General features: G+C 34.4%; 23 protein-coding genes. 4 read left to right on the plus strand and 19 right to left on the minus strand.

Annotated features, from left to right (window positions below; genetic code table 11):
• Positions 1–4: 4 nt before the first annotated feature.
• From rlmD to lpxB, 10 genes are all read right to left on the minus strand, one after another.
• The gene (gene rlmD, locus OA86_RS03650; protein ID WP_039349020.1) at positions 5–1,414 is read right to left on the minus strand and encodes a 23S rRNA (uracil(1939)-C(5))-methyltransferase RlmD; all 1,410 of its coding nucleotides are present in this window, start codon (positions 1,412–1,414) and stop codon (positions 5–7) included.
• 131 nt (positions 1,415–1,545) lie between these two features.
• The gene (locus tag OA86_RS03655; protein ID WP_039349025.1) at positions 1,546–1,848 is read right to left on the minus strand and encodes a hypothetical protein; all 303 of its coding nucleotides are present in this window, start codon (positions 1,846–1,848) and stop codon (positions 1,546–1,548) included.
• Between the two features lie 74 nt (positions 1,849–1,922).
• The gene (locus tag OA86_RS03660; protein ID WP_039349030.1) at positions 1,923–3,446 is read right to left on the minus strand and encodes a TlpA family protein disulfide reductase; all 1,524 of its coding nucleotides are present in this window, start codon (positions 3,444–3,446) and stop codon (positions 1,923–1,925) included.
• Positions 3,447–3,624: 178 nt separating this feature from the next.
• Positions 3,625–4,080, minus strand: coding sequence for a thioredoxin fold domain-containing protein (locus tag OA86_RS03665; RefSeq protein ID WP_246008020.1), 456 nt, complete (start codon positions 4,078–4,080; stop codon positions 3,625–3,627).
• Positions 4,081–4,120: 40 nt separating this feature from the next.
• Complete coding sequence (locus OA86_RS03670; RefSeq protein WP_039349037.1) at positions 4,121–6,430, minus strand: TonB-dependent receptor; 2,310 nt, start codon at positions 6,428–6,430, stop codon at positions 4,121–4,123.
• 270 nt (positions 6,431–6,700) lie between these two features.
• Positions 6,701–7,468, minus strand: a complete 768-nt coding sequence (locus OA86_RS03675; protein ID WP_039349040.1) for a succinate dehydrogenase/fumarate reductase iron-sulfur subunit — start codon at positions 7,466–7,468, stop codon at positions 6,701–6,703.
• 23 nt (positions 7,469–7,491) lie between these two features.
• On the minus strand, positions 7,492–9,504 hold the full coding sequence (locus OA86_RS03680; protein WP_039349044.1) for a fumarate reductase/succinate dehydrogenase flavoprotein subunit: 2,013 nt from the start codon (positions 9,502–9,504) through the stop codon (positions 7,492–7,494).
• A gap of 101 nt (positions 9,505–9,605) precedes the next feature.
• The gene (locus tag OA86_RS03685) at positions 9,606–10,271 is read right to left on the minus strand and encodes a succinate dehydrogenase cytochrome b subunit (RefSeq protein ID WP_039349047.1); all 666 of its coding nucleotides are present in this window, start codon (positions 10,269–10,271) and stop codon (positions 9,606–9,608) included.
• Positions 10,272–10,436: 165 nt separating this feature from the next.
• A complete protein-coding gene (locus OA86_RS03690; protein WP_082017289.1) occupies positions 10,437–12,134 on the minus strand; it encodes a ComEC/Rec2 family competence protein in 1,698 nt (565 codons plus the stop codon).
• A gap of 124 nt (positions 12,135–12,258) precedes the next feature.
• Positions 12,259–13,365: a lipid-A-disaccharide synthase gene (lpxB, locus tag OA86_RS03695; protein WP_039349053.1), complete on the minus strand. Its 1,107-nt coding sequence runs from the start codon at positions 13,363–13,365 to the stop codon at positions 12,259–12,261.
• Between the two features lie 97 nt (positions 13,366–13,462).
• Here lpxB and OA86_RS03700 point away from each other — a divergent pair, with 97 nt between their 5' ends.
• Both OA86_RS03700 and OA86_RS03705 read left to right on the plus strand, forming a co-directional pair.
• Positions 13,463–13,969, plus strand: coding sequence for a DUF2480 family protein (locus OA86_RS03700; protein ID WP_039349056.1), 507 nt, complete (start codon positions 13,463–13,465; stop codon positions 13,967–13,969).
• A gap of 94 nt (positions 13,970–14,063) precedes the next feature.
• Positions 14,064–14,732, plus strand: a complete 669-nt coding sequence (locus tag OA86_RS03705) for a DUF937 domain-containing protein (RefSeq protein WP_039349059.1) — start codon at positions 14,064–14,066, stop codon at positions 14,730–14,732.
• 58 nt (positions 14,733–14,790) lie between these two features.
• On the opposite strand, the gene OA86_RS16160 is transcribed toward OA86_RS03705, so the two are convergent.
• On the minus strand, positions 14,791–15,063 hold the full coding sequence (locus OA86_RS16160) for a 30S ribosomal protein THX (RefSeq protein ID WP_039349062.1): 273 nt from the start codon (positions 15,061–15,063) through the stop codon (positions 14,791–14,793).
• A gap of 366 nt (positions 15,064–15,429) precedes the next feature.
• Here OA86_RS16160 and aspS point away from each other — a divergent pair, with 366 nt between their 5' ends.
• Complete coding sequence (gene aspS / locus OA86_RS03715; protein ID WP_039349065.1) at positions 15,430–17,184, plus strand: aspartate--tRNA ligase; 1,755 nt, start codon at positions 15,430–15,432, stop codon at positions 17,182–17,184.
• A gap of 44 nt (positions 17,185–17,228) precedes the next feature.
• Here aspS and OA86_RS15940 read toward each other — a convergent pair whose 3' ends face one another.
• From OA86_RS15940 to OA86_RS03730, 4 genes are all read right to left on the minus strand, one after another.
• Positions 17,229–17,492: a LytR/AlgR family response regulator transcription factor gene (locus tag OA86_RS15940; protein ID WP_052257370.1), complete on the minus strand. Its 264-nt coding sequence runs from the start codon at positions 17,490–17,492 to the stop codon at positions 17,229–17,231.
• Positions 17,493–17,512: 20 nt separating this feature from the next.
• The gene (locus OA86_RS15945; RefSeq protein ID WP_052257371.1) at positions 17,513–17,749 is read right to left on the minus strand and encodes a LytR/AlgR family response regulator transcription factor; all 237 of its coding nucleotides are present in this window, start codon (positions 17,747–17,749) and stop codon (positions 17,513–17,515) included.
• Positions 17,749–18,912: a sensor histidine kinase gene (locus tag OA86_RS03725; protein ID WP_177187110.1), complete on the minus strand. Its 1,164-nt coding sequence runs from the start codon at positions 18,910–18,912 to the stop codon at positions 17,749–17,751. The genes OA86_RS15945 and OA86_RS03725 overlap by 1 nt, the downstream gene beginning before the upstream one ends.
• 61 nt (positions 18,913–18,973) lie before the next feature.
• Positions 18,974–19,711, minus strand: coding sequence for a CPBP family intramembrane glutamic endopeptidase (locus OA86_RS03730; RefSeq protein ID WP_039349068.1), 738 nt, complete (start codon positions 19,709–19,711; stop codon positions 18,974–18,976).
• A 183-nt stretch (positions 19,712–19,894) separates the two neighbouring features.
• Here OA86_RS03730 and recQ point away from each other — a divergent pair, with 183 nt between their 5' ends.
• Positions 19,895–22,084: a DNA helicase RecQ gene (gene recQ / locus OA86_RS03735; protein ID WP_039349071.1), complete on the plus strand. Its 2,190-nt coding sequence runs from the start codon at positions 19,895–19,897 to the stop codon at positions 22,082–22,084.
• A 71-nt stretch (positions 22,085–22,155) separates the two neighbouring features.
• Here recQ and OA86_RS03740 read toward each other — a convergent pair whose 3' ends face one another.
• From OA86_RS03740 to OA86_RS03755, 4 genes are all read right to left on the minus strand, one after another.
• Positions 22,156–22,890 carry an SDR family NAD(P)-dependent oxidoreductase gene (locus tag OA86_RS03740; protein ID WP_039349088.1) on the minus strand — a complete coding sequence of 245 codons (735 nt, stop codon included), beginning with the start codon at positions 22,888–22,890 and terminating at the stop codon, positions 22,156–22,158.
• Positions 22,891–22,893: 3 nt separating this feature from the next.
• Entirely contained in the window at positions 22,894–23,661 is a 768-nt protein-coding gene (locus OA86_RS03745; protein ID WP_039349090.1) for an enoyl-CoA hydratase/isomerase family protein, read from the minus strand.
• Complete coding sequence (locus tag OA86_RS03750) at positions 23,661–24,350, minus strand: SMUG2 DNA glycosylase family protein (protein ID WP_039349091.1); 690 nt, start codon at positions 24,348–24,350, stop codon at positions 23,661–23,663. The genes OA86_RS03745 and OA86_RS03750 overlap by 1 nt, the downstream gene beginning before the upstream one ends.
• 82 nt (positions 24,351–24,432) lie before the next feature.
• Positions 24,433–24,708, minus strand: a complete 276-nt coding sequence (locus OA86_RS03755) for a GxxExxY protein (RefSeq protein ID WP_246008021.1) — start codon at positions 24,706–24,708, stop codon at positions 24,433–24,435.
• Between the last annotated feature and the right edge of the window lie 29 nt (positions 24,709–24,737).

Consider the following 24,737-nt stretch of genomic DNA (forward strand, 5'->3'; position numbering starts at 1 on the left):
GAATTTAAATTTTTACCAAAAGTGCAATATTTTCTACGTGATGCGTTTGTGGAAACATATCGACCGGAAGAATTTTCACCAATTTATACTGTTCTTTCATCAAAGCCAGATCTCTCGCTTGTGTGGCAGAATTACAACTTACATAAACAATTTTCTCCGGAGCCAGTTTTAGAATTTGCTCCACTACTTTTTGATGCATTCCGTCTCTTGGTGGATCAGTGATCAATACATCAGCTCTTGGATGATTTTCTAAAAATTCATCGTTAAAAATAGCTTTCATATCACCACAATAAAAAGTACAGTTATCTAAACCATTTAATTTAGCGTGTTCTTTTGCAGCTTCAATCGCCTCGGGAACGGATTCTATTCCAATAACCTGTTTCGCATTTCTGGCAACATATTGCGCAATCGTTCCAGTTCCGGTATATAAATCGTAAACAACTTCATGGCCTTTTAAATCAGCAAATTCTAAAGTTTTACGGTATAATTCTAGTGCTTGTTTGTAATTCGTCTGGAAAAAAGATTTCGGTCCGATCTTGAATCGCAGACCATCCATTTCTTCCATGATAAATCCTTCACCGAAATAAGTCTGAACATCCTGATCGTAAATTGAATCATTTTGTTTTGAATTGATACAGTAAACCAACGTTTTGATCTGCGGGAATTTTTCCAGTAAGAAATCAAATAATTTCGTGCGGTTTGCCTCATCTTTCCGATACAGCTGAAACAAAACCATCCATTCTCCTTTGGAATTCTGACGAAGCATTAAAGTTCGAAGAAATCCCTTTTGTTCTTTAACATCGAAAAATTCAAACCCATTATTGATCGCATAATCTCTCACTGCAAGTCGAATAGAATTAGAAGGTTCTTCTTGCAACCAACATTCTTTCAGATCAAGAATCTTGCTCCACATTCCGGGAATATGAAAACCTAAAGCATCACGATTACCAAAATTTTCCTCAGAACTGATCTCATATTGCGTTAACCAACGTGCGTTGGAAAAAGAAAATTCCATTTTATTGCGGTAAAAATACTGCTCTTCACTTCCGAGAATCGGTAATGTTTCGAAATCTTCTAAACCGCCAATTCTTTTAATATTATTAAAAACTTCGTCCTGTTTAATATCAAGTTGTTTTTCATAAGAAAGATTTTGCCATTTGCAACCGCCGCAAACTCCGAAGTGAATACATTTTGGCTCTACTCTGAAAGGCGACTTTTCTAAAATCTCTATCATTTCAGCTTCAAAATAATTTGATTTCGATTTCTTCACGCGTACATTGACCAGATCGCCAGGAACTGCGCCGGAAACCAGAACGGTTTTCCCTTCCTCCGTTCTTCCTACTGCAATACCTTTTGATCCTGCTGAAACCAATCTAATATTTTCTAAAACGATATTTTGCTTTTTTCTTCTCATGGAAATTTTAATGGTGGCAAAAGTAAGGTTTTAAAATAAAAAAAAGACGATAAATCGCCTTCTCTTTCAAATTAAGTGTTTAAAGAAACTCTTTAATATTTTGAATCCTATCGATTTAGAAAACTTTCACCTCAAGCCTGGACAAAATATTTCGGCCGGCTTCGCAGATAAAATAAACCTGTAATTCCACCTGAAATCAAAAACCCTAAAGTCCAGAGATATTTCCCCGGAATGTTGTTTCTGAAAACATCAGATATTAAAACAAGAGCGACAAGAAAACTGCACAGAAAAGCGATATACGTCAGAAATTTTCCGGCTGCGAGTGGAATTCCAAAAGATGTCAGATCGAATGACACTGTAAAAACGGTAAAAATTGCACCAAATAAGGCAAGCGGAATCAAAATGTTTGCTGGAATAAGTAGTTTTGTTTTCATAGTAGAATTTCATCAAATATAAAAAAAATTCCTGACAGAAAAATCTGTCAGGAATTATATGATTGATGAAATTTTTATTTCGCTGGAGCAGGTTGTGGAGCCTGCTGCTGTTGAGCCTGTGGTTGTGGCGCTAATAAATCATTTTGCAATTGTGCTTGTGGTTGCGCAGTCGGCGCTTTCAAACCAGAAACTTTATCTAATGCCGTGATCAATTCAGGATCTCCTAAATTATTAAAGAATCTGCTTGCAATTTTTCCATCTTTATCTAAAACAACGAAAGAAGGAAGTTTGAAACCATAAAGTCCTAGATCTTTCGCAACCTGAGAATTTAATCCACCATCAGCATAAGCATTATTTCCAGGAAGTCCTTTCAACATTGCATTGCTGGTTTTGATGAACTGATCTTTGGTATCATCGAAATTCACATAAGTGAAATCCATTTTTGATTTGTAGAAATTAGCAACTTCTTTCAAAACAGGAATGGTAGCTTCAGAAATATAAGGATTCCAGGAAGCGTAAAACATTACCAATGTTGGTTTTCCTTTAACATCTGCAAGTTTAAAATCGCTGCCATCTTGCTTGATCAATTTTGCAGTTGGAACCGCTTCTCCGATTTTCGGTCCGCTAATCACAAACTGAAGATGCTCTAAATCTTTTTTGATCCCGGCGTCTTTGATCTTATCTTTAATGGTGTTTGCGACGGCAGCAGCATGTTCTGCAGTCATTCCCGGCGCAAGATCACCACCAATAACATATGCTAAAAGATAATCTTTGGTAATTTGTGACAGGTCTTTTTTCGTATCTAAAAATCTAGAAAACATAGAAGAAGGAAGTTCGCCTTCTTTTTTGTTAGTCGTACTAAATGTTTGAATTTCCGGACTTAATTTTCCTAAAAGATAATTTCTGTAAATAGGCTGCTCTTTTAATAATCGGTCGCTGTCGCCCTCCAATTTTTTTACAGCATCTTTGAATTTCTGAGAAGGTTTGTAAGCAACGTCCTGTGCAGCTTGTGCATGATTCGTTTCGTACTGATTCATCAATCCTAAGATACTTGCATTCAATTCGTCTTTTTTCCATTTTACAACTTCGCTGTCCGCTGAAGTATTCTTTGCAGAAGCATCGATATTTTTTTCAATGTCAGTTTTGATTTTGTCAGCTTCTTTCAAAAAATTAGCTTCATCTTTCGCAACCAGTTCTCCTACATTAATTTTAGCAGCGTAAGTCTGAATGAACTTTTGAACTTCCAAAAGAAAATCGTTGTTCTTTTTTGCATCACCAGTAATGGTAAATTGATTTGGGAAATTCTCAGCTTTTCCGGAAATATTAAATGTCTGACCACCTTTCAGATAAACCATAGCAGTTTTTCCGGCGTACGACATAATGTACATTCCGTCTTTCGGTGCATCGAAACTTCCGGAAAAACTTCCTTTCGCGTCAACACCCATATTTACAAGCGGTAAAGTTGCAACACCTGAAGCTTCTACAAATTCGATTCTTTCTAATGGAGAACCGCCTGCAAAATTACCTTTTACTTCTACTTTTTTTGAACATGATATCGTGGCAATAGCAACGAAAAGCATCAACAAATAATTTTTCATCTTTTAAATTTAAATTTCCGCAAAAATAGGTGTTTTATTTTGAATGTATCCCCTATCAATTCACAAAAAAACGTTAAGATTTACTGCAATTCAAATGATTCAATGCATTTTAATTTGAAAATAAGAATAAACTTTAAAAGCTGTAAATCTTTGAAGATCTATGATTCTCTTTGAATTTCTACTCTTTATGTAATAATTTTAAAAGTGCCACTTTGTCTAAGAATTGAAAATACCTCGACTGAGCCTGAAAATTTTCATCAAAAAAAATAAAAGCGGGCAAAGAAAATGGTTTATTTTTTCTACTCGCGAGCAGTAACGGAAGTTCGTGAACGGGATTTAATTTTTTGACTCTTTTATTGGTAAAGGTTTGATTTCCGAAGACAAAGCTTTCCTTGGTTTCAACATTCATTTTCACAGCGTAATACTCTTCGTTTAAAACTTTGATCACTGCTGTATCCTGAAAAGTTGTGCGCTCCATTTCTTTACAGTACATGCACCAATCAGCATAAAAATTCACAAACACTTTCTTCGGTTTTAATAATAAAGAATCGTTCAGCTGTGTAAAATTTAACCAATGAACTTTCTCGGCGAATTTTTGCGAGCAAGCAAGATTTCCACCAAAGAGAAAAAACAATATTATTAAACAAGCTGAACGATTCAAACCAAAAAAAAATTTATATAGATTTTATACGTATTCCTAAAAACAAAGTTCGGGGCATATTCGGTCCGTAAATAAAGTTGCTGTCCCGGTTTTTACCCGTGTCAAAAGTCTTCTGATAGGAATCAAAAATATTTTTCATTCCACCAAATATTTCAATTCCGGATTTAATTTTAGGGAAATTGAAAGTATGACCAGCGCGAAACCCTAAATCTGTAAAAGATTTCGCGTTGAAATATTCATCAACATCCTGTCCTGTTCCTTCGGCCGCAACGTGAGCAAGAACCATTTTACCCGTGAAAACTCCATTGGCACTAATGTTCCAGTTTTTATTTGGATTGTAAGTGATCGTTGCATAACCGTAATTATTTGGTGTACGCAAAAATTCTCTTCTCGGCTCTAAACCTTCGACATTTGAAACCGGAGTTTTAAACTGACTTTTTTGAAAAGTAAATCCGCCATCCAGCTGCACCACATAATCAAAATTTGCACGCGCTTCGATGGTAATTCCTTTAACAACAGCTTCATCGCCATTTCTTTTTTCAAAAATATCTCCGAATTCATCTTTGCCTAAAGGAAACTGGAAAAAAGCATCTTTCAATCTCGTGTAAAAACCTTCAACAGTAAATCCTGCGATAAAATGTTCCGTCGCTTTATCATAATTGACAGAACCTGTGAAACTATTCGATCTTTCCTCTTTTAAATTTGGAGACAAAGAAATTCTGGAAACTCCACCTCCTGCAAAAGCGATATGCAAATCGGTATCAAAAGCTTGTGGTGCGCGAAAACCTGTTCCCCATCCCGCTCTGAACTGAGTATTTGCAAGTCCTTTGTAAAGCAGAGAAATTCTAGGACTAAAAATCGCATGATTGACCAAATTGTGTTTATCTAATCGAAATCCGGTGAGGAAATTTAAGGTTGGCGTAATGTCCCAATCATTCTGAACGTAAGCTCCAAAATTTTTCGTGGTTTGATCGATCTCATATCTGTACGTTGGGATTTCATCGAAGACTTTATCGTAAACATATTCTGCACCGGCGGTTAAAACAGAACTTCCGACAATGAATTTTTCAAATTTATTATTGAACTGAACTCCACCTTGATGCGTAATTACGTCGGAAGTGCCATAAGGAGGATTTGCAAAAAAGGCTGCCAATTCGTCGGGATCGTCGGGATTAATTCCTGTATAATGTTTACGGTCAGTTTTCTGGCCGCCGTAGAAAAAACTTAATGAATTTTTATTATCATTAAAACCGATGGTATAGTCTGCACTTCCCATCAAAATATTATGCGTTCTTTCTTCTGACTGTTTTGCCAAATAAGCTGGTTTATCTACAATTTCACCACCAAATCTGTATTCGTTGATGCTGCTTAAACTTAACTCCAATTTTTGATTCATGGCAGGTTTAAAGAAAAAATTTGCACCAAAAGTATTGTCTTTCAGCTCAGGAAGTTCGGAATAGTTGTCACCATTTGCATCGTACTGTCCTCTGTTTCTGTTGTTCACAAATAAACTGACGCCCATGTTCCGGTCTTCATTGACAAAGGAGGCATTTCCAGTGATGATATTATCGGTTGTTTTGCCTTTTATACTTTGGAGCGTATTTGTAAAACTATAATTATTACCATCGGGAATTTTCGTAATTACATTCACCGTTCCACCAATTGCACTTGATCCATAAAGTGCCGAAACTCCACCACGAACGACTTCTATCCGATCAATCATGTTGGTAGGAATCTGTTCCATTCCGTACAATCCCATCAAAGGACTAAAAATTGGTCGGCTGTTAATCAGAATTTGGGAATAACCACCTTGCAATCCATTAATTCTTAACTGCGTATAATTACACGTTTGACAATCGGTTTCTACCCTTAATCCCGGCTGATATTTTAAACCCTCAGATAATGTAGTTGCAACTACCTGATCTAAAGTTTTACTGTTAATGAGATTTACGATCACGGCAGAATTTGTTTTTCTTTTCGGAGTTCGGGTTCCGGTAATAACAACCTGTTCTATTGAATGTAATTCAGAAATTAAATCAAAATCTAAAGTCGTCGTTTGATTTTCTTTAATAGTGAAAGGTTTTATATTTTTTTTGTACCCATCTGAAGAAATTACTGCTTGATAATTTCCTATGGGAAGATTATCCATTTCATAATTACCTACTGAATCTGTAACTTTTGAGTAAGATGTTTTTAAAATACTAACTGAAATATCGGATATAGTTTTTTGTTTAGAACTTACGGCTCCAGCTAAACTTCCCGTTTGTGCAGAGAGTTGCAATGTACATAACAGTACTAAAATGAGTGTAGATATTTGCTTCATAAATTATTGTATGGGCAAATATAGAAAAAAGTTTTTGTAATAAAACATAATTTGTTAGATTAGTCTAACAATTTTAATAAATAATTTATATATACATCATATCTAATTCATTTACAATTAATTATTAATGGAGAAAATCTTTAAGAAAAGGAAAATAGTGTGATTATATTGATAAGATTAAAATAAATGATTACAATTAATCTAAAATTTAGAACAAAAAAAATCGCCTTCTGTTAAAAAGACGATTTGATTTATTAGGTAAATAATATTTTATTCTTTCTCGATATTGGCTACTGCAAATTCTCGGTTCAATCTTGCGATTACTTCGAGCGTAATTCCTTTCGGACATTCTACTTCGCAAGCACCTGTATTAGAGCAGTTTCCGAAACCTTCTTCGTCCATTGCTTTCACCATATTTAAAACTCTTCTTTTCGCTTCTACTCTACCTTGAGGAAGTAGTGCATACTGAGAAACTTTTGCTCCTACAAATAACATGGCAGAACCATTTTTACAAGTGGCAACACAAGCTCCACAACCGATGCAAGCTGCTGCATCCATCGCTTTATCAGCATCTTCTTTCGGAACTAAAATTGAATTTGCATCGGTAGTATGTCCAGACGTATTTATAGAAATAAATCCACCTGCAGCCATCACTCGATCAAAAGAACTTCTGTCTACCACCAAATCTTTGATTACTGGAAAAGCAGCACTTCTCCAAGGTTCGATATGAATGGTTTCGCCATCTTTGAACATTCTCATGTGAAGTTGGCAAGTTGTGATTCCTGTATCTGGACCGTGAGGTCTTCCGTTTATATATAGCGAACACATTCCGCAAATTCCTTCGCGACAATCGTGGTCAAAAGCGATTGATTCTTTCCCTTCGTTGATCAATTGCTCATTAAGCATGTCCAACATTTCCAAGAATGATGAATCCGTGGAGACATCGGAAATTTTGTGGGTTTCGAATTGACCTTTTGTTTTATTATTTTTCTGTCTCCAAATTTTTAGAGTCAGGTTTAATCCTTTTTGTGTACTCATTTTCTTATTTACTTTTTTGGAGATTATTTATAACTTCTTGTTTTAACTTCGATGTTTTCATAAATCAAATCTTCCTTATGTAAAACCTCTTGCTTAATGTCTGGTCCTTGATATTCCCACGAAGAAACAAATTTGTAATGTTCATCATCTCTTTTGGCTTCACCTTCAGGTGTTGAGTGATCCCAGCGGAAATGCCCACCACAAGATTCTTCTCTGTTCAAAGCATCGATTGCCATCAATTGACCCAATTCTAAAAAGTCAGCTACTCTAAAAGCTTTTTCTAATTCAGGATTCAAACTATTTGCGTCACCGATAACTTTTACATTTTTCCAGAAATCATTTCTAACTTCTTCAATTTCCTGAATTGCCTCTCTCAAACCTTCAGGAGTTCTTCCCATTCCTACTTTATTCCACATAATGTGTCCCAATAGTTTGTGGAAGTGATCTACAGAATGCGTTCCGTTATTATTTAAAAAGAAATCAACTTTTTCCTGAACTCCTTTTTCAGCCACATCAAAATCAGCACCGTTCGTCGGAATTGCACCTGTTGTAATATCTGCAGCAAGATAATCTGCAATGGTATAAGGAAGTACAAAATAACCATCTGCCAAACCTTGCATCAAAGCCGAAGCACCTAATCTGTTTGCACCGTGATCGGAGAAATTAGCTTCACCAATCACAAAACATCCTGGAATGGTTGACTGTAAATTGTAATCTACCCAAACTCCACCCATCGTGTAATGAACTGCAGGATAAATCTTCATCGGAGTTACGTAAGGATTTTCGCCTGTAATTTTTTCATACATCACGAAAAGATTTCCGTATTTTTCTTCGATCCAAGCTTTTCCTAAATCACTAATTTGTTGTTCAGTAGGATTGTGAATATTTTGTTCAAGAGCGGCCTCTTTTCCTTTTTTAATGATTTCGGTAGAGAAATCAAGGAAAACCCCTTCCTGAGTATCATTATTTTCGATTCCGTAACCTGCGTCACATCTTTCTTTAGCTGCTCTCGAAGCAACATCACGCGGAACAAGATTTCCAAAAGCTGGATATCTTCTTTCCAAATAATAATCACGATTTTCTGGAGTAATGCTTTCTGCTTTCAATTTGCCTTCCCGAATTGCTACTGCATCTTCAATATTTTTAGGAACCCAGATTCTACCGGAATTTCTTAAAGATTCTGACATTAAAGTCAGTTTCGATTGTGCTGTACCGTGAACTGGAATACAAGTTGGGTGAATTTGCACATAACAAGGATTTGCGAAATAGGCTCCTTTTTTATGAATTTTCCACGCGGCGGAAACATTTGAACCCATTGCATTAGTAGAAAGAAAATAAACATTTCCGTAACCACCGGAAGCGATAACAACTGCATGTGCAGAATGTCTTTCAATTTCTCCGGTCACTAAATTTCTTGCGATAATTCCTCTTGCTTTTCCGTCTACGATTACTAAATCAAGCATTTCGTGACGGTTATACATTTTTATTCTTCCTTTTCCGATTTGGCGACTCATTGCAGAATAAGCCCCCAGTAAAAGCTGTTGTCCGGTTTGACCTTTTGCATAAAAAGTTCTTTTTACCTGAACCCCACCGAAAGATCGGTTATCTAATTGTCCGCCGTAATCTCTTCCGAACGGAACACCTTGGGAAACACACTGGTCAATAATACTTCCGGAAACTTCTGCCAATCGATAAACATTACCTTCTCTAGAACGATAATCACCACCTTTTACGGTATCGTAAAACAATCTATAGGTAGAATCACCATCTCCCTGATAATTTTTCGCGGCATTTATTCCACCTTGAGCAGCGATTGAATGCGCTCTTCTAGGAGAATCTTGATAGCAAAATGCTTTTACATTGTAGCCTTGCTCGGCTAAAGTTGCAGCGGCAGAACCTCCTGCTAAACCTGTTCCAACAACTATAATATCGATTTTATCTCGATTGTTGGGTGAAACAAGGTTCATGTGATTTTTATGATTTGTCCATTTGTCCGCGATAGGGCCAGCTGGAATTTTTGAATCTAATTTGCTCATTTTCAGAAATTTTGAATTTTTATTATACTCCCGAATTTCAAAATAAAAATTTGAGATCGTGAATACTTCGTATTTTAAACTTTAATATAAAATCTAAAATCCTATTGAGTTAAAAAATGATATAATGCAATGAAAATAAATCCTGCAGGAATAAGGATAGAATACCAAGTTCCTACAGCTTTAATGATAGGTGTGTATTTCGGATGTCTTGCACCGATCGACTGAAACGATGATTGAAAACCGTGCGCTAAATGCAGTCCTAATAAAACAAAAGCAACCACATAAATCACTACTCTCCATAAATCTGCAAATTTTTCATGAATTTCTGGCCAGAATCTCGCTTCGTCCGGTGTGTTTCCTTCAATATATTTGAAGTTCATCTCATGCCACCAAAAATCATAAAAGTGAAGGCCTAAAAAAGCCAAAACAACCAATCCTGAAATGATCATGTTACGCGACATCCATGTAGAATTCGCAGCACCATTGTTCATATCGTATTTAATTGGTCTTGCACTTCTGTTTTTAAGCTCAAGAACAAATCCCATCACAAAGTGAAAAACAACTGCAAAACCTAGAATAGGCTGCATTAAAAACTGAATCAACGGATTATACCCCATAAATTCTGAAGCCGAATTGTAAGGACCATCTTTTCCAAAAACTGAAAGTAGGTTGACCGAAAGGTGGATGATAAGGAATATGAGCAAAAACATTGCAGACAATGCCATTGCGTACTTTCTACCAATAGTAGAACTTGTGTATCCTGCCATAATTAATATTTATATTTGAATTTTCACAAAGTTAAAAAAATGTTAAGCTATTTGGAGATGAGAAAAGTCACAATCTTTTAGTTTGTAATACTTCTAAATAACAAGCTTTAATATCAAGTAGTTCAAAAGCTAATTCATAATTAAGAATATTTTTGATTGAGAGAACTACTTTAAATTATACTTTACTCCATTAATATTGACCTGATGAACTGACTTTGGAATTTGAACAATTTCAAAATTTTTGGTTCTTCTTGATGTTAAATAAGGCTCAATCACATATTGCTCAATTTTTTCCGGATTTGAATTTTCACGCATAATAAACTGAACTTTATTATTACTTTTTACCGAAATAACAGCTTCTTTAAAATATTGATGAGCTAAAATCTCATCGATCTGATTCGCTTTAAAATTTAAAACCAAACGTAAAGCGATAAACGTCAAAACAAAATAAGTTACTCGAAGAAGATTTTTAACATTGAATTTTAAAATCGCAAATCTTAATAAATAGATGATAATAAAAGACACGAAAACTTCTAAAAGCGTCAACGGAATAATTTTATAAAAAGCAAAATCAATATCTGCGAAAAAATGAATTACTTTCAAAGTGTAAGTTACGCAGAAATCATAAATCAAATTTAAGAAAGTGAATTGCAAAGAAAATGCAGTCAGCAAAGTCATTAACAAAGCAAAAATAATCAAAATCTCTGAAAAAGGAATTACTACTAAGTTCGCAATAATTGAAATAAAAGAATACTGGTGAAAATAATAGATCACCAAAGGAAGTGTCGCCAACTGTGCCGAAATACTAATCGAAACGATATTCATAAAAAAATTCTGAAAATTATTTTTAGGTTTCGGTAAATATTTCAAAATAGGTTGGTTAAACCAAAATATTCCCAAAACCGCCAGAAAACTTAATTGAAAACCCACATCAAAAAGTTGATTGGTATCCGTAATTAAAATTGCGAGCCCCGCGATTGCCATGGAATGTAGCAAATCTGTTTTTCTTTGCAATAAAATAAAAGTGTAATAAGCAGAAATCATCACGCAACTCCGAACTACAGAACTCCCGTAATCAATAAATATGGCAAAACTCCAAATCAATAAAAGTGAAATTACAATTTTGTAATTCCTTAGTTTAGGTGGAAAAATAGGATTCAAAACAAGTAAAATCAACCAAAAAATAATCGCCATGTGAGAACCAGAAATCGCTAAAATATGTACTAAACCAGATTTGCTGAAATCCCGAACAATTTCTTTATCCATTTCTGTCCGGTCGGCGAGAATAATTCCTTTCGTAAATTCCCGACTGGCTTTATTTAAATTTGTAGCGTCAATTTTAATTAAAGTTTCTAAGCGCTTCTGACGTATTTTCTCCGGAAAAGAAAGATCATCCCGTTTACTTGATTGAAAAGAATTGGGCAAATAACTTTGAAAATAAATATCTTTTCTCGCTAAATATCTTCCGTAATCAAACTGAAAATCGCTGTACGGTTTTTCAATTTTGTTGATATAAACTTCGGCTTTGTAATAATGAAGATAATCGAATTCTTTTTCGTCTTTAGGAATTGATAAAACACTTTTAAAAGATTCATTACCCTTCCAAGCTTCAATTTCATAACGACGGCTTTTTTGATTAGAATTTAGTTTTTTTGTGATCTTAAAAATAATATTCTCCTTACTCTTCAATTCTGGAAGTTTCGGTTTTTGCGAATTCAGAGAGTGTGCGAAAATTCCCAAAGAGAAAAACAAAATGAAGAGCGAAAGATGGCGCAATTGATAATAGTAAAATCTCTTTACTAAAAAAACGAAGAGCGTAAAAAAGCTGAATCCTACAAAGAGGTAAACGAATTCACTTTCCATGCTGAAAAAATCCTGAAAGAAAATTCCAAGAATAAAACAAATAGAAAGGATAAATAGTGGTTGTTTTTGCAATGGTGTTTTCGTGTAAAATTATCAACTTCAACTGATAAAATCACGCGTGAAATCACCCTTTTACAATAATATCTGCAGCGTGGTCGCTTGCTCCTTTTCCGCCCAGTTTTTTTCGTAAAAGTTCAAAATCCTGCAACATCTTATCTCTGGATTTTCCTTCTAAAATTAATTGCAATTCTTTCACTAAATTCTTAGTGTTGAGATCACTTTGAATCAATTCAGTCACAACTTCCTGATCCATAATTAAATTAACCAAAGAAATATACTTGATGTTTTTAACAACTCTTTTCCCGATTTCATAGGAGATTCGGCTACTTCTGTAACAAACTACTTCGGGAATATTAAGCAAAGCTGTTTCCAAAGTTGCTGTTCCTGAAGTAACTAACGCCGCTTTCGAACATCTCAATAAATCGTAGGTTTTATTGGAAACGAAATGCACATTTTCATCAACATATTTCTGATAAAATTCTTTCGGTAAACTTGGCGCTCCTGCAATTACAAACTGATATTCTTTAAAATATGGACGAACCGAAAGCATCAATTCTAACATTTTCGTCACTTCCTGTTCACGAGAACCTGGTAAAAGTGCGATAATTTCCTTTTCGTTTAAATTATTATCAGATTTAAATTTCTGAATATTTATTTCCTTTAAATCTGAAATCGCATCTAATAAAGGATGTCCTGTGAAATGCGCATCAACGTGGTGTTTTTTGTAAAAGTCTTTTTCAAAAGGTAAGATCACCAACATTTCGTCTACAAATTTTCTAATTTTTTCCACTCTGCCTTCTTTCCAGGCCCACAGTTGCGGCGAAATATAATAGATAATTCTAATTCCCAAATTTTTTCCAAATTCAGCAATCCTTAAATTAAATCCAGGATAATCAACCAAAATTAAAACATCAGGTTTGTAATTCTGAATATCTTCTTTGCAAAATCTAATGTTTTTTAGAATTGTTCCCAAATTCTTGGCAACTTCCAGAAATCCCATGAACGCTAAATCCCGATAATGTTTCACGGGCGGAAATCCCGCAACTTCAGTCATTAAATCTCCACCCCAGAAACGAAATTCTGCAGTTGGATCTTTTTTCAAAATCGACTTCATTAAATTTGAAGCGTGCAGATCTCCAGAGGCTTCTCCTGCGATGATATAATATTTCAATTGATATTTTGAATTTAAATTTTAGTTTTAGGATCTTTCAACCATCAAATTAAAACCGATTATTTACCTTAATTTTGTTCAAAGATAAAATAAAAAAATGTCTGATTTAGAAATAAAAAATAAAATAGCCGAAAGCGGATTGGTCAATTTTGATCTCTCCCAATTGGTGCCAAAAGGAAAAAGAATAGGTATCGATTTAAAAGATTTCCTTTTCGAAGAACTGATTTTAAAAGAAAAAGATTTCAGAGAAAAAATTGCGAACATTAATGCAGAAGAATATAAAGATGCTTATATCTACATTTATAATTCTGCAGATGCAATCGTTCCACTTTGGGCCTATTTTCTTCTCACCGCAAAACTGACCGAAACTTCAAAAAAGATAGTATTTGGAAATCGCGAAGATTTAGAAGTTCTCTTGATGCACAATGCTGTTCAAACCTACGATTTTACAGAAATGATTGGTAAGCGGGTTTTGGTCAAAGGATGTTCCGACGAATCAATTCCAGAGAACGCTTATATTGAATTGGTTGAACAGTTAAAACCGCTCGTAAAATCACTAATGTTTGGTGAAGCTTGTTCGAATGTTCCCATCTTTAAAAATTAAAGTTTAACATTTATTTAAGTTTTTGGGAAAAATATTAGGACTAATTATTGATAACTTTGATTGTCATATATCATTAACTTAAAAATAAAACACTATGAGCTTACTCGATTTAATCACAGGCAGCACAGGAAACCAAGTTGCTTCTGATGCTGAAAACAAATTCGGAATCAGCAACACGCAGGTTATCGCTTTATTGGCAGTAGCCGCACCACTTGTTATTTCTTACTTAAGAAAAAAATCACAAGACAGTCCTGCAGATGCAGAAGCATTAAATACAGCGCTTGACAAAGATCACGACGGAAGTATCTTGAACGATCCTTCTCAGGCAGCAGATCGGCAGCAAGAAGGAAGTTCAATTTTAGATCATGTTTTTGGAGAGCAAAAATCAACCGTAGAAAATCAACTTTCGCAGAATACCGGGATTTCAATGGATAAGATCGGACCAATTTTGGCAATGTTGGCTCCTGTCATTATGGGATTTATTGGTAAGGAAAAGCAATCGAACGGCATAACTTCCGGCGGTGGTTTAGGAGATTTACTTGGCGGAATTTTGGGCAACGCAAGCAGCCAGGTTCAGCAGCAACAATCGCAAGGCGGCTCAAATCCTATAACTGATATTTTAGGAAGTGTTCTTGGTGGCGCGAACCAAAGTTCAGGCGGTGGTCTCGGAGGAATTCTTGAAAGCGTTCTTGGTGGTGGCCAACAAAACCAGGAGCAAGGCGGTTTAGGTACACTTTTAGGCGGTCTCTTCGGCGGAAAATAATTCTACAAAAATCAAATCATAAAAAAAACCGAGGATTAATCTTCGGTTTTTTTTATATCTACTCTTTAGTTTTCACCTCTTCGGTGTCTTCTTTTTTATCTGCTTTCGGTTTTGCAGCAACTTTCGGTTTTTTTTCTAATTCTGCATTTTCAGTTTTCTCTACTGGAGAAGCGACTACTTTTTTCACTTTCTCTTTCGGCGCTTTTTTATCATTTTCATCTAATACTTTAACTGGGATGTCTATGACAGAACTGGCTTTTCTTGGTCTTTTGTTACCGTAGCTTCCCGCTGTAATTTTTCCTTTTCTTGATTTTTTGTCTCCTTTTCCCATAATTAATTATTTTTAATGTATTGATTATATCAAAGTTAAAATAATAATTTGGCAAGCACTTCTTAAATAATCATAAAGTTTTGGGCGTGACCCTTTCCAGCGCTTATAATTATGCCGTAAATACTTCCAGCCGCGCGGGTCGGGCTTTCCATTACAATTCCTCATTCCACTTTGTTCCATTCCGGGATTTCCATTGCAAATGTGAAACATTCATCGAATCAGCCTCAAAAAAACAGATAGAGATAATCCCTCACGCAGGGAATCGCTGAAAAATCACTTCTAAAAATCATCCAAAAAACTTATCTTTGCACCTGAAATTTCAGAGTAAATCTCAATTTCAATTTTAACTTCTAATATCTGAAAATTATGTTTCGTACGCACACCAACGGAGAATTAAACTCCCAAAATATTGATCAAAAAGTCACCCTTTCCGGCTGGGTTCAAACCATTCGGGACAAAGGTTTTATGATGTGGATCGATCTTCGCGACCGGTACGGAATTACGCAATTGGTATTTGATGCAGACAGATCTTCAAAAGAATTACTGGAATCTGCTGGAAAATTAGGACGCGAATTTGTGATTCAAATTGAAGGAAAAGTAATTGAACGACAAAGTAAAAATCCTAAAATCGCCACCGGAAATATCGAAATTTTAGTGGAGAAACTGACCATTTTGAACGCCTCAGAAGTTCCACCATTTACCATTGAAGACCAAACTGATGGTGGCGAAGAACTTCGTATGAAATACAGATATTTAGATATTCGTCGTAATCCGGTAAAAGACAAATTGATCTTCCGTCACAAAATGGCGCAGAAAGTCCGCAACTATTTATCAGAACAAAATTTTATTGAAGTTGAAACTCCGGTTCTTATTAAATCAACTCCGGAGGGAGCGAGAGATTTCGTTGTTCCAAGTCGTATGAATCCGGGACAATTTTATGCATTGCCACAATCTCCACAAACATTCAAACAGTTGTTAATGATCGGTGGAATGGACCGTTATTTTCAGATTGTAAAATGTTTCCGTGATGAAGATTTAAGAGCCGACCGCCAACCGGAATTTACACAGATCGATTGTGAAATGGCATTTGTTGAGCAGGAAGATGTTTTGGAGATCTTCGAAGGAATGACCGCAACTTTATTGAAAGATATTGCCGGAAAAGAATTCGGGAAATTCCCAAGAATGACTTTCGCCGATGCGATGAAAAAATACGGAAACGATAAACCGGACATCAGATTCGGGATGGAATTCGTGGAAGTAAACGAATTGGTGAAAGGAAAAGATTTCAAAATATTCGACGAGGCAGAATTGGTGGTAGGAATCAATGTAGAAGGTTGTGCAGAATATACGAGAAAACAAATCGACGAATTGATCGATTGGGTAAAACGTCCGCAAGTTGGCGCAAACGGAATGATTTGGATCAAATTCCAAAACGATGGTGTTGTTACTTCTTCCGTCAATAAATTTTACAACGAAGAAGACTTAAAGAAAATAACAGAAAAATTCGGCGCGAAAGCAGGAGATTTAATTTTCCTAATGTCCGGAAACGAAAATAAAGTAAGAACTCAACTTTCCGCTTTAAGAATGGAATTGGGGAACAGATTAGGATTAAGAAATCCAAAAGAATTCGCACCACTTTGGGTAATCGATTTCCCATTATTAGAATGGGATGAAGAAACTAACCGTTATCACGCAATGCACCATCCGTTTACTGCACCAAAACCGGAAGATGTTCATTTATTAGAAACCGATCCAGGAAAAGCAAGAGCAAACGCTTACGATTTAATTCTAAACGGAAATGAAATTGGTGGTGGTTCAGTAAGAATTTTCGATAAAGATTTACAGGCGAAAATGTTTAATCTTTTAGGATTCACCAAAGAAGATGCAGAAGCACAATTCGGATTCTTGATGAATGCATTCCAATATGGCGCACCTCCTCACGCAGGTTTGGCTTTAGGTTTTGATAGATTGGTTGCAATTCTTGATGGAAATGAAGTGATCAGAGATTACATCGCTTTCCCAAAAAATAATTCAGGACGGGATGTTATGATTGATGCGCCGAGTTCGATTGCGGATGAGCAGTTAGATGAATTGGAGTTGAAATTGAATTTAAAAGCATAAATTAGAAGCGAGGAAATTTTTCTTCGCTTTTTTATTTTAAGAAATTACAATCCTAACAATTTGTAAAGTTCTTCCTTTTTATTAACAGAAACAGATATCGATTTTCCGTTCAGTAATTCCACCATATTTCCGTGAATGCTTCTTACAAAATCAAGATTCAAGATAAAAGAACGCTGAATTCTAAAGAATTTTTTGTTTTGTAAAACCTCTTCCATTGAATTAAGTGTCATTTGGGTTGAATAGTTTTGCGATGCTGTATTAACATTCAAATAATCGCCTTGCGCTTCGATGTATAAAATTTCTAACAACAAAATTTTGATGATTTTTCCTAAATAAAAACCGGCGGATTTTCTAGTGTTCGTAGAAAATCCAACCCATTTATTTTTGGCATTTCAATATCACTGAAAACAAGGTCTACCGGATTTTCTTGAAGAAAAGCTAAAGCTGTCACCGGGTTTTCAAAAATTCCCAGAATATTAAGATACGAAACTTCTTTGGCAAATGATTCTACAAGGTCTCTTCCAAGTGGTTCGTCATCGATAATGATACAATTTATTTTCTCCATTATTTGATTAAATTGATTATTAACTCCACTTTAAAAATATTTTTTGAACTTAGAATTTCTAACTGAAAATCATTCGGATATAAAAGCTGAAGGCGTTTTTTTACATTTTCAATTCCGATTCCACCGTGAATATTTTCTTTTTTGTATTCTTCAAAATCATTTTTGATTACAAAAATAAAATTCCCGTTTTCAACTTTTATTTTAAGATTTAAAAAAGCTGATTCTTTTGATTTTAAACCATATTTAAAAGCATTTTCTATAAAAGTGAAAGTCAAAAGTGGGGCAATCTTTAAATTCTTACAATCTGTTTCAGTTGGAAACTCATAATTAATTTTCCTATCCGCAGAATAACGCATTTTTTCGAGCTCAAAATAGTTTTTAACAAATTCTACTTCTTTCCAAAGTTCTACTTTTTCACTGTTCGATTCGTACAAAGTATAACTCATTGTATCGGAAAGATTAAGAATCACGTCTGGAACAGCATTGTCTTTTTTAAGACTTAAACTGTATAAATTATTCAAAGTATTAAAAAGAAAATGTGGATTGAGTTGAGATTTCAAAAAATCTTTTTCAATATTAATATTTTTAATTTCCAATAGATTTTTTTGGTTTTGAATCTTTATCGTTCTGCTATAAAGTTTAGTAATTTCAAATAAGATTTTAATAAAAAAGAACGGTGATAAAATCGAAATAAAGATAATTGTCTGAGAAATTATTCTTTCAAAAGAAATAGATTCCCAGAAAGTTTGGCTTGCACTTGCTTTAATTGCACCTTTCAATTCTCCTTCTAAAATTTCAAATCCGAGACTGTGATAAATAAGAGAAAAAGCATAAGTAGATAACAGCCAAATAATTACAAACACAGGAAAACTGACAATCAAATAAAACAATGCAAATCCGAACGATAATTTTAAAATTTTTGGAAGAAGTAAATAGAAAAATAAATAGAAAACAATCATATTGACAATGCACATCCGAACTGTAAGAATGAAGCTGTTGAAATAGGTGAGTTGATACGCTAATCGATAACTTAAAAATAATAAAAAAGCAAAACTCAACCACATTAAAGAATGAAATATTACTCTTTTTTGCTTGGTGTAAAATTGTTCAAAATCAAATTCACCAATACCTTCGGTAAAATAATTTGAAGATATTTTTTGCATAATTTTCTAATTGAAAAACAGCTTCAAAGATAGTTTTTTGAAGCTGTTTGATTGATGATTTCTATAAAATTCTAACAATTGCATTCATCGTGTTGATGATATTATGTCCCATAATGGGAAAAATAAGATTCCCCGAAAGTTTGCGCAAAATCCCGAGACTGAGAGACGAAATAATGGCTAAGTAAAGAATTGTAATAATATCAAACTTGAATTCATAATTTTCTGTAAGCACAACACCGTGTGCTTCTGCAAAAAGTATGGTAACAATCACAAATCCCCAACCAAATTTTATGCCTTTGAAATTCCATTTCGGGGCGAAAGCTTTGTCTAAAAGCCAAAATAAAATCCCTCTAAAAACCAATTCCTCCGTTAAACCGGGCATTGTCATTTGAAAAGCAAAAGTTTCTAAATCGAAATTACCACCTTTCGGAAACAGAATCATTTTGAATATAAAATCGAAAGCCAGAAATCCTATAAAAATTAGAATTCCAGATTTTACCTGACTTTTTGAATTTGTTTTCGTTGTAAATCCAATTTCTTCTCTGTCTTTTTTTGAAACAGAAAAAATAACAATCAAAGCAAAACATAAACTGAAAATTTTACCAATCCAAGAGAATTTTAATCCTAAAAAGTCTAAATCAAAATAGAGTTTCGACAAATGCTGAATGTAAGAATCCGTTAAAAAATAAAGAACGAACAATCCCAAATATTTCAGATTGACCTTTTCTGACCTAAAAATAGCTAAAATAATAATTGGAAGGATGATAAGAATCCAAATGAGTGGTGTAAATAATGACATATCTTTTAATTTTTTGTCAAAATTATCGTACGTTGCTATTCTTTGAAAACTTTACCGATAGGAACACTCATTTTGCCGACGAACTCTTCCATCTTTTATAATTTAAGTAAAATTGACATTCAAAATTAGAATAAAAAGTCTCAAAAATTAATTAATTTTAAATCTGCACAAATTTTGAATCTTATGAAATCTCCTTTAGCAATACTTCAACAATACTTTGGTTACGATAGTTTCCGACTCTATCAAGCGAGCGCAGTTGAAAATGTAATTGCGAAAAAAGACACCTTCGTCTTGATGCCAACTGGCGGTGGAAAATCTTTGTGCTATCAAATTCCAGCTTTGGTATTGGAAGGAACTGCGATTGTTATTTCCCCCTTAATTGCTTTGATGAAAGATCAGGTTGATGCTTTGCGCGTCAATGGAATTTCTGCAGCATTTCTAAATTCTTCGATGAATCCAAATGAGCAAAATGAAACTTTTCGTCAATTGAAAAATGGTGAATTAAAACTGTTGTATGTTGCGCCCGAAAAGTTGAGCGCAGATAATGGTCACTTTTTAAATTTACTGAAAGAAATCAAAATTTCCCTTTTTGCAGTAGATGAAGCGCACTGTGTTTCACATTGGGGACATGATTTTCGTCCGGATTATTTATTTTTAAATGGAATTAAAAAAGGATTTTCAGAAACGCCAATCATTGCATTAACCGCAAGTGCCGACGAAATAACACGGCAAGATATCATCAAACAATTAAATCTTCAAAATCCGACTGTTTTAATATCCTCTTTTGACAGACCTAATATTAAATATTTTGTGCAACCAAAGCAGTCGGTTTTAACTCATATTCTGCAATATTTAAAAGAGCATCCAAACGATTCGGGAATTATTTACTGTTTATCCCGAAAAGGAACGGAAGATCTGGCGAATAATTTGAAAGAAAACGGTGTTGATGCAGAATTTTATCATGCAGGAATTTCTTCAATAGAAAGAGCTAAAGTTCAGGATGATTTTATAAAAGACAAAACTCGGGTCATGGTTGCTACAATTGCCTTTGGAATGGGAATAGACAAAAGTAACGTTCGTTTTGTAATCCACGCAGATCTCCCTAAAAACATCGAAAGTTATTATCAGGAAACAGGAAGAGCCGGAAGAGATGGATTGCCGAGTGAAGCCATTTTGTTCTATTCCATTGCGGATGTGATGAAGCTGAAAAAATTTGCAATGGTCGAAGGAAATGAAGAACAGTCGAGTTTAATGCTTCGGAAAGTGCAACAAATGACCGATTTTGCCGAGATGCAAAAATGCAGACGACAATATCTGATGGAATACTTCGGAGAATCTCATCCTGGAAATTGTAATTCCTGCGATTATTGTTTGAGTGATTTTGAAAGTTGGGACGCCACATTGGATGCTCAAAAATTGTTAAGTGCAATATTTAGATTAAAAGAACGCTACGGAAAAAATTTGATTATTGATTTTTTACGAGGTTCAAAAGGTGTAAAAATCACCGAGTACATGAAAGGTTTACCAACGTATGGAATTGGCGCAAATTCAGATAAAACACATTGGCAAAATTTAATTAAACAATTAACAATAAATGGATTTTTAAGGGATTCAGAAGGTGAATTTTCTGTTTTAAAACTAACGGAAAGCAGCAATGAAGTTTTATTTAAAAAGAGAAAAGTCAATTTACAGAAAGTAAAAGAATTGGCAAAAGCAGTGTCAGTCGAAGAAATAGAAACCACTTATCAAACCAATGAAATCGATGCAAATCAGGAATTGTTTGATGAACTAAGAATTTTGAGAAGACAACAAGCCGAGAAAGAAAATGTGCCACCGTACGTGATTTTCTCCGATGCAACTTTAATGGAAATGGCGGGTTATCTTCCTACTACGATTGACGAGCTTGGGGAAATTAGTGGATTTGGCGCCTTTAAAATAGAAAAATATGGAGATTTATTTTTAAAAGTAATTGTAAATTATTGCACAAACCATAATTTGAGCAGTAAAATATCAGAGAAAACACCGAAAAAACAACGTGCGCCGAAACAAGAGAATAAAAGTCTGGCAGGAACATACACAATAACTTTCGATCTGTACAAAGCTGGAAATAACTTGGAAGAGATTGCGAAAATCAGGAATTTGTCTTTAAATACTATTCAAAATCACTTGGCTAATTTCGTAGAATTGGGAACGATTAAACCAAGCGAGTTGATAGATGTGACCAAAATAGATCCCATAATTGCTATTGCAAAAACTCAAACTATTCAATCATTGAAAGCGATCAAAGAAGAATTAGGAGAAGAATTTACTTACTTTGAAATAAATATCGCAGTTGCTTTCTATAAATGGGAAGAGAAAAAAAATTTAAAATAAAGATCTATCATTTATGAATCTTTAGAGTTTTTTTTTAAAATCAGAAGCGGAAAATTAATTTTTCCGATTTTTTAAGGCAATTTTGAAACTAAACTTTCCGGAAGTATTTTCAAAATATAATAAATGATTTTCCATTTAAAATTGGGAACGATCGAGAAATAATTTCCGGCATTCACGATATGTTTCGCTACATAAGCTGGTTCCATCAATAAAGATTTATTGAGGTTTAAACCTTCGTTAATTTTCGTATTAATGTAACCGCTCACCAAAACATTTACCGTAATATTTCTAGAAGCCAACTCTTGTCGAAGTCCTGCCAAATATTGAGTAAACGCCGATTTTGTACTTCCATAAATAAAATTACTTTTTCGTCCACGAACTCCAGAAAGCGAAGACAAACCAATAATTCTTTTTAAATTTTTATTGGAGTCATCTGTCGCAATAATATTTAAAATGGAAACTGCGCCCATATAATTGACTTCCATCATTTGTTTTGCTCCCTCAAAATCTTTTAAAGCTTTCTGATTTTCAACTAAAAAGCCAGCAGCATAAATTACAATATGTGGTTTTGAAGGCAGTTCATCATAAAATTTATGATGGGAGGAAAAATCGGTTGCGTCGAAATAATTTAACTTTATTTTGGAGGAGTCAAGCTTATGTTCCTTAACGAAATTTTCCAACGATTTTAAATTTCGAGAAGAAGCAATGATGGAGAAATCCTTTTCCAGATATTGCAAAATACATTGTTTTGCCACATCGGAATTGGCGCCTAAAATGAGGACGGTTTTGGTGGAATTATTATTCATCGACTATTTGGCGCGAAGTCTTTCTTTAATTTTACCAATATTTTCTTTCGCAGAATCTTCTAAAATTAAACTCGCGCTCATCAAAATTCTTTCGGGCATCAACTGTTCGAAATGTTCTGTTCCTTCCCAGGAAACTTTTTTAATTAAAGCCAAAGCGTCTGAACTTCGATTGGAAAGAACTTCAATAAATTTTTCAATTTTAGAATCCATCTCCGGAATATTTTCGGAAACAGACTGATAAATATCGTGTCTTTCACACCATTCTGCACTGCGAAAATCTGCGTCTATCGACATTGCAGAATAAGCGGATTTGCCAATTTTTCTTTCTACAAAGGGTCCGATTACGAAAGGTCCAATTCCTAAATTTAATTCCGTTAAAGCCAAAGCTGCATCTTTCGTGGCAAAACAATAATCTGCTGCACATGCAATTCCAACTCCGCCGCCAGTTGTTTTTCCCTGAACTCTCACTATGACTAATTTACCGCAAGATCTCATGGCATTTAAAACTTTAGCAAAACCTCCGAAGAATATTTTGGATTTTTCCAGTTTTTCAATTTCTAGCAATTCATCGAAGCTAGCTCCGGCGCAAAATGATTTTTCCCCTTCACTTTTTAATAAAATTGCTTTTACTTCTTTTTTCAAACCTTCTTCCAAAATAGTTTGAGCGAGTAATTCTAAAATTTCTCCCGGCAAAGAATTGCTTTTTGGGGTTCCAAAAGTGATTTCTGAAATATTATTTTTAAGTTCCTGATTGACGAATCCGTTGTTCATTATGCTTTATTTAGGGCGATTAAATATTTATCGATGTATAATTGTTTTTCTTTGCTTTTATATTGCTGGATATATCTTGGATGTTCCAACACGGTCAGTTTATCAAAGAAATGTTCCTGACTGTTGATCTTATCAATGAAAGTGGCGTTCTTTTTTCCTAAAATAAAAACTTCCGAAGTGTCTAAACCCAAACTGATGTGATCTTTTAAACTCTGGATTATAAAAGGTTTTACGGCTTCGAAGAGTTTTTTGTCATCATAATAATTAGCGTTTAATCCACCTTTTAAAGTCTTTCGAATAATTGCCAAAGGAAAAGGTGAATTAATGTAAAATTCTTTATAAAAAAGTTCTGGACCTCCAAAGTTCATAATGACATCGTAGAGATAAACAGAAGAAATTTCATGCGTATGCGCAGATTTCATTTCAATTCCACAGATACTTTCCAATCGTTTTGTATCAGTGAATGGAACGCCGGTAACTCCTGCTCCGTGACGACTGGGATTGATTCCGATGATGAATTTTCTTTGATTGTGATCATTGTAGAATTTTTTATAAAAATCGGTCATCACCGTTAAAGTTTCGGGATTATCGAAGAAAGGATTGAGCACATCGAAACCTTCAGGAAGCTCTCCAGAATAATGTAATTTCTTGTTGAATGCTACTACTTTTTCGCCGATGGTTTTTTCCACTTATTTTCATTTTTCTGTGAAAATCTGTCAAATCTGTACGAGAAATAGCTCACAGATTTCACTGATTTGCACAGATCTTTGTTTACAGGTATCCGTTTACAATTCTAACAATATTTCTTGGTAAATCATCGGTGTTGAAATTAACTAAAATCCCTAAATGAAGATCGGTTAATTTTAGATAATTTAATAATTGTTTGTGATGAATTGGCGCTAATTCTGACACCGATTTTATTTCTATAATAATTCTATCTTCAACTAAAATATCTGTACGAAAACCTAAACCTAAATCAGTTCCTTTATAAATGACTGAAATGGGAAACTGAAATTTAATTGCTAAACTCTGATTTTCAAGTTCCAATCCTAATTCCTTTTCTTAAACACTTTCCA

Origin of the sequence: Kaistella jeonii (assembly GCF_000812865.1) — a bacterium.
Taxonomy (GTDB): Bacteria; Bacteroidota; Bacteroidia; order Flavobacteriales; family Weeksellaceae; genus Kaistella; species Kaistella jeonii.